This is a genomic window from Nocardioides sp. (genome assembly GCF_025964975.1).
GTDB lineage: Bacteria > Actinomycetota > Actinomycetes > Propionibacteriales > Nocardioidaceae > Nocardioides.
The window spans coordinates 1-4,587 of the sequence record NZ_JAOPXV010000106.1; the positions used below are offsets into that span (position 1 = coordinate 1).

Genomic DNA, 4,587 nt, shown 5'->3' on the forward strand with positions numbered 1-4,587 from the left:
TCGCTCAACCTGCTGAAGTTCCTCAAGGACGACGACACCTTCGACGCCGCCCTCTTCGCCAAGGCCGTCGAGTTCATCATCACCGCGATGGACATCTCGATCTGCTTCGCCGACTTCCCGACCGAGCCGATCGCCAAGACGACCCGCGACTACCGCCAGCTCGGCATCGGCTACGCCAACCTCGGCGCCCTGCTGATGGCGATGGGTCTGGGCTACGACTCCGACGGTGGCCGCTCGATGGCCGCGTCGCTGACGTCGCTGATGACCGGGACGTCGTACAAGCGCTCGGCCGAGCTCGCCGCGATCGTCGGCCCCTACGCCGGCTACCAGCGCAACGCGGAGGCCCACAAGCGGGTCATGCGCAAGCACCAGGCCGCCAACGACGTGGTGCGCGTGCTGCACACCGAGGACAGCCGCGTGCACAAGCTCGCCACCGCTGCCTGGGCCGACGTCATCGCGGCGGGGGAGAAGAACGGCTTCCGCAACGCGCAGGCCTCCGTGCTGGCGCCGACCGGCACCATCGGCTTCATGATGGACTGCGACACCACCGGCATCGAGCCCGACTTCTCGCTGGTGAAGTTCAAGAAGCTCGTCGGCGGCGGCTCCATGCAGATCGTCAACCAGACGATCCCGCGGGCGCTGGAGAAGATGGGCTACCAGCCCGAGCAGGTCGAGGCGATCGTCGCCTTCATCGGCGAGAACGGGCACGTCATCGACGCGCCCGGCCTCAAGCAGGAGCACTACGAGATCTTCGACACCGCGATGGGCGTCCGCTCGCTCAAGGCGATGGGCCACGTGCGGATGATGGCGGCCTGCCAGCCGTTCCTGTCCGGCGCGATCTCCAAGACGGTCAACCTCCCCGAGACCGCCACGGTCGAGGAGATCGAGGACGTCTACATGCAGTCCTGGAAGCTCGGGCTGAAGGCGACCGCGATCTACCGCGACAACTGCAAGGTCGGCCAGCCGCTCTCGGACGGCAAGTCCGACAAGGCCAAGCGCGACCAGGGGCAGCACGTCGAGGGAGACGACGTCGTCGAGACGAAGGTCATCGAGAAGGTCGTCTACGCCCCGGTCCGCAAGCGCCTGCCGAAGTCGCGCGTCTCCCGCACGACGTCCTTCACGGTCGGCGGCGCCGAGGGCTACATGACCTCGGGTGCCCACGACGACGGCGAGCTGGGCGAGGTCTTCCTCAAGCTCGGCAAGCAGGGTTCGACCCTGGCCGGTGTCATGGACGCGTTCTCGATCGCGGTATCGATCGGCCTGCAGTACGGCGTGCCGCTGGAGACCTACGTCTCGAAGTTCACCAACCTGCGCTTCGAGCCCGCCGGTCTGACCGACGACCCGGATGTCCGTATGGCACAGTCGCTGATGGACTACGTCTGGCGCCGCCTGGCCCTGGACTACATGTCCTTCGAGGACCGCGCCGGCCTCGGCATCTACTCCGCCGAGGAGCGTCAGCGCCAGCTCGAGACGGGCTCCTACGAGCTGTCGATGGAGGAGACCGGCGCCGCCTCCGAGCTCGTGTCTGCCGAGGACATCGTGGTCGAGGACGTCGCCGACGTGTCGGTAGAGACCAAGGACACGAAGGGCTCCGAGGCCCGCGAGGTCCCGGCCCGTCCGGTCGTTGGTGAGGCCCACACCTCTGCTGAGCTGTTCGAGAAGCTCACCGGGACTGCCGTCGACTCCCCGCTCTGCATGACCTGCGGGACCAAGATGCGCCCTGCTGGCTCGTGCTACGTCTGTGAGGGCTGCGGGAGTACGTCGGGCTGCAGCTGATGTGAGTTTGTCGGACGACAGTGTGATGTCAGGCAGCTGACAGAAGTCGCGACAGAGGTCACGACAGTTGAGGTCACCTCGGCTCGCGGCACAGGCGCAGACACGAACGATGAAGCCCCGCAGCGGATGCTGCGGGGCTTCATCGTCTGCCTATCGGTCGAGAGTCAGATGTTGCATCTCAGGAGATTGGCACGCGACTCTGCAACCGGAACTGAGTCCCCATCTGCGCGCGCCGCTGTGGCTGCGGAAGGGCTATAAGTCGCGGTGCAGCGTCAGCCGAGTGAGGCGGGCTCCCACGACTTCGGTGACTTCGAGTGTGCCGCCTTCTACCCCGACCTGTTCGCCTGTCTCGGGGATGTGTCCGAGCAATGCGATGACGTAGCCAGCGACGGTTTCGTAGCCACCGTCGCGGAGCATGATGCCTGTTTCCTCGGCGAAGTCTTCGAGGCTGGTTCCGGCGTCGATATCAGTTAGGTCACCGGACCGCATGGGCTCAATGTCGTACTCGTCGCGGATGTCGCCGACAATCTCCTCGACCAGATCCTCCAGGGTCACGATGCCGTCGGTCCCGCCGTACTCGTCGACAACTACGGCGAGGTGGATGCTGTCGTGTCGCATCTTGGCAACGGCGGGGAGCACTAGTTTGCTGCCAGGCAGCATCAGGATTGGGCGCACCAGGTCGCGCACCCGGCGCGGGTCGTCCGCCTGTATGGCAAGCAGGTCCCGTACGTGGAGGAAGCCGGTGATGTCGTCGAACCCTTCTCCAGTGACGGGGTAACGGGAGTACGGAAGACTCTGGACAATCAGTGCCGCGTCCGCGACGGCAACGGACCCGTCGATGAACGACACGTCACCGCGAGGACGCATCACTTCCTTGATGCTGGTCTCGGTCGCGGCGAACACGTCGCTGAGCATGCGGCGTTCCTGCTCGTTGAGGTCTTCGTGCGTGGACACAAGTTCCCTAAGTTCCGCTTCTGACAACTGCTCGCTTGTGGCGTGCGGGTCACCACCGAGGAGCCTTACCAAAGCGTTGGTCGACAGGGACAACAGCCAGATGACAGGGCGCATCAGCGTGGCGAACTTGTCCAGCACGGGAGCCACCGCCAACGCGACGCCAGCGGACTTCTGCAAAGCGAGCCTTTTGGGGACCAGTTCACCCAGGACCAGCGACAGGTAGGCGATCAGCAGGGTCATGAGAACCAGCGCTGTGGTGAGCGCGGCGTCCTCGCTCAGCCCAAGGTTCTCCAGGTAAGGCGCAAGGTCGGGGGCCAGTGTCGAGCCGCCGTATGCGGCGGAGAAGAACCCGGCAACCGTGACGCCGATCTGCACGGCTGCAAGGAACCGGTTGGGATTGCGGGCCACGGCAGCGACCCGTGCGCCACGTGCCCCCTTCCGCTCGATGGCGGTGAGTTGGCTCTCCCGCAGCGAAACCAGAGCGATTTCGGTGGCCGAGAAGACACCGCCGCCGATGACGAACAGCAGGACCAGTCCAAAGTTGACGAAGGTCTGGGTGTCCATCAGGACCGTTCACCCCCGGTCGTCGCCGTGAGTGAACGGTTCATATTTCGTGGGTCGTCCATGTGGCTCATCGTAGGAGACAGGCGATGGCAGCGACGAGGCGTCAGGCCGCAATCCGCTCACGTGTAGGGACGGGAGGCGGGTCGAGGAGCCGACCTTGTTGGCGGAGACGGTGCACAACAACGCCTCCAACGACAGCACCTGCTGTGCCCAGCGTGAGGTCGCCCAAGGTGTCGGTGTAGGCGAACTGGCGCTCCGAAAAACGGCTGATGAATGCGAAATACTCCGCCAGTTCCCAGGCGATAGCCGACGTCGCCACGTTACATCGCGGATGATTCGATGGTGAGCGACGAAGACCTCGTGGTGGACCGATGGAAGCGGTACGGCAAGGACCGTCTCTACGTGACCCTGCCCGAACAAGACGCCGATGCCACCGGTGCATCTCGCCTCGTGGTGGCTGCCCCGTCCACTAAGGCAGTCCCGGAGAGCACGCCCACCGGCTCACCGGTCTCGAAGACTTCTGCTCCCGTAGCCACCGCCCCGGCACCCGTTGATCCGTTCCCCGCTGAAGCGCCGGTGGCGCGCCCTTGGCTCGACCTCGCAACCAACCAGCGGGGCGCTGAAGCCCGCGAGCAGGCCCAAGCCGTCCGAGACGCCGCCCCTGTGAGGACAGTGCTGGCTCGCGTGCTAGGGGTGCACACTGACGAACGGGCGTGGCGCATTGGAGCAGACGGTGAACTCGCGAAGGTTGCGAAGAGGGACCCGCGCTAGCGGTCCCTCCACGCCATTCCCGTGGGCGACCGTGGCTCCGACATCGACCCCCTGCTCATCGGCCCCGGCGGGGTCTTCACCGTCAACACCAAGAACCATCCCGACGCGACAATCTGGGTCGGCGGCAACACCTTCATGGCCAACGGACACCGCCAGCCTTACGTACGGAACAGCCGACACGAAGCCGACCGAGCCGCGAAACTCCTCACCGCTGCCTGCGGCTTCCCCGTCTACGTCCAAGGGCTCATCGTCATCGTCATCGTCAACGTCAACGCCGAAGACGTAACCATCAAAACCCGACCCGACGGCGTCAACGTCACTTGGCGCAACAACCTCGTCAACTGGCTGCTCCGCCACGGCGACATCCATACCACCGAAACGCTCGACACGATCTGAATCGCCCTGGGTCTGATGGAGGCTCGGGCTATTGGATTCCGACCAAGGGTTGGTCGGTCCGTTTCGTAGCGTAGAACGTCTCCTCGAACTCTGCTGGTGGGACGTCGTCGAGGTAGCCGTGCAGCC

Annotated in this window: 3 protein-coding genes; 2 read left to right on the top strand and 1 reads right to left on the bottom strand. The window is 65.0% G+C overall.

Features of this window, described 5'->3' with window-relative positions; genetic code table 11:
- On the top strand, positions 1 to 1,776 hold a 1,776-nt coding region (locus JWN68_RS07670), incomplete at its 5' end, for a vitamin B12-dependent ribonucleotide reductase (protein ID WP_297737079.1).
- Between the two features lie 252 nt (positions 1,777 to 2,028).
- Here JWN68_RS07670 and JWN68_RS07675 read toward each other — a convergent pair.
- A complete protein-coding gene (locus JWN68_RS07675; RefSeq protein WP_297737082.1) occupies positions 2,029 to 3,294 on the bottom strand; it encodes a hemolysin family protein in 1,266 nt (421 codons plus the stop codon).
- 786 nt (positions 3,295 to 4,080) lie between these two features.
- On the opposite strand from JWN68_RS07675, the gene JWN68_RS07680 reads away from it, so the two are divergent.
- Positions 4,081 to 4,461: a nuclease-related domain-containing protein gene (locus JWN68_RS07680; RefSeq protein WP_297737085.1), complete on the top strand. Its 381-nt coding sequence runs from the start codon at positions 4,081 to 4,083 to the stop codon at positions 4,459 to 4,461.
- Positions 4,462 to 4,587: the final 126 nt, after the last annotated feature.

Bases quoted from the DNA above. Each gene is read 5' to 3' on its own strand.
- JWN68_RS07675 (WP_297737082.1), bottom strand. From the start codon at position 3,294: ATGGACACCCAGACCTTCGTCAACTTTGGACTGGTCCTGCTGTTCGTC.